We start from the raw sequence: 1,561 nt of genomic DNA on the forward strand, positions 1-1,561 counted from the left end.
ATCCCTGTTTTAGCGCGTGATCATGCGGCTAGATCAAGATTCCATCCACACGTTTTGGCCGATACCCCCCAAAAATAGTGGATAGCCCCGGTGTGTCATCCCCGGCCCGCCCACCCTGCGCGCATCCAGAGGCCCTCGCCTGAGTCCAAACCCGTGTCGTAGAGCGCTGGCCCCTCTGGTTCTTCCCTCGGCTCGGGGCGTGGCTTCTCGATGGCCGTGGTCGCTGTGGCGAGTGCTTCGTCGATGCCGATTTCTCGGACCGTGAGGAACCATTCCGCGGCCCGCCTGCGGTGTTCCTCGCTCATTCCCCGGTGGCGCCGCAACATCTCACGCAGTTGCGCGTTCACTCCACCCTCGAGCGGTGAAGTCGTCCGCGGATTCCCGTACCTGACATAGGTGAAGATGAGGTCTTTGCGCACAACGTTGTGTACGAGGAGCCACGCTTTTCTTAACCGGTCATGAGTGAACCCGAAGTACCCATTGCGCAACAGTGTGCGTTCACGCGTGAGGTACCCGTATTCCTGCCACCACTGGTTAAGGAGCACCTGCCATTGGATTGCTTGATCCTCGTCACGGACATCGCTGAGGTGTTGGATGAGTGCGCGAAGGGCTCGCCCGGCTTTTGTGCGCGGGTTTCTCGTGAGGTGCCTGGTCACGTTCATTTGTAGGTGGAACAAGCAGCGTTGGTGCCAGGTGTGTGGCCAGGCTTGCCGGAGTGCGGAAGGGAGGCCGGTGCCACCATCAGAGACCAGCACCGCGGGAGGTGGGACTTTCGTGAGGAGTGCTGACCATGCTGCTGTCGTTTCTCCGCTGCACCATTGCCAGGCCAGTACGTGGCCGGTGTCAGAGAGCGCGATCAGGAGACACCACGACCCGATCCAGATCCCGTCGACCATGACTGCGTGATGGATCGTGTTACAGGGTGGGAGGTGTGGACGCATAGTCCAGCACTTCGCGGTTCGGCGTCTGAACGAGCGGCCGGTTTGGGTGCCATCGATCTCGGGTTGTGAGCGCTTCCCTGTGAGCCAGGAGACGAATGCGCGGAGGTGTTCTCGTTGGGTGAGGTCGGGGCGTTTGCGCGTCTGGGATGTGCCGCAGGAGGTACAGCGCCAGCGTTGGGTGCCGGATGGGTGCCTACCGTTTTTCACGAGCTTTGTTCCGCATAGCAGACAGGTGGTCGAGTTCAGTGATGTTGGCACAGTTAAGGGTGCCTGGGTAAAGCGTTCCCTGTTTTACTGCGTGATGGTGCGGCTAGATCGGGATCCTATCCACTATTTTTGGCCGGTACCCCGCGCCCTCGGGCCTCAGCTCTCAAATACCGCGGCGACGTCGAACTCGCTCGCACCGCCTTCGGTCTCTGTGAGCACGGCCCGCTGCACGATGTGCGCATAGACAAGCGCGAGCAGACTGCGCGCCCGTGGGAGCGCTTCGTGTGCGCGCGGAGGCGCGCCAGCGTCATCTCCGACGCCCGGGTGGCCAGAGGGCCCGCTAGAGAACTCGTCAGAGAGCTCGTCAGAGGGATCGGGACTCGACTCGGGCGCAGCGCCACGCGACAGGTATT

Annotated in this window: 2 protein-coding genes; both read right to left on the reverse strand. The window is 61.8% G+C overall.

Annotation, left to right across the window (positions count from 1 at the left end; genetic code table 11):
• Window positions 1-95 precede the first annotated feature (95 nt).
• The gene (locus tag ABD115_RS00005) at window positions 96-1,199 is read right to left on the reverse strand and encodes an IS1249 family transposase (RefSeq protein WP_343956906.1); all 1,104 of its coding nucleotides are present in this window, start codon (window positions 1,197-1,199) and stop codon (window positions 96-98) included.
• A gap of 105 nt (window positions 1,200-1,304) precedes the next feature.
• Window positions 1,305-1,561: hypothetical protein (locus ABD115_RS00010; protein WP_343956908.1), on the reverse strand; the 257-nt coding region annotated here is incomplete at its 5' end.

The organism is Leucobacter albus, assembly GCF_039528015.1.
GTDB lineage: Bacteria > Actinomycetota > Actinomycetes > Actinomycetales > Microbacteriaceae > Leucobacter > Leucobacter albus.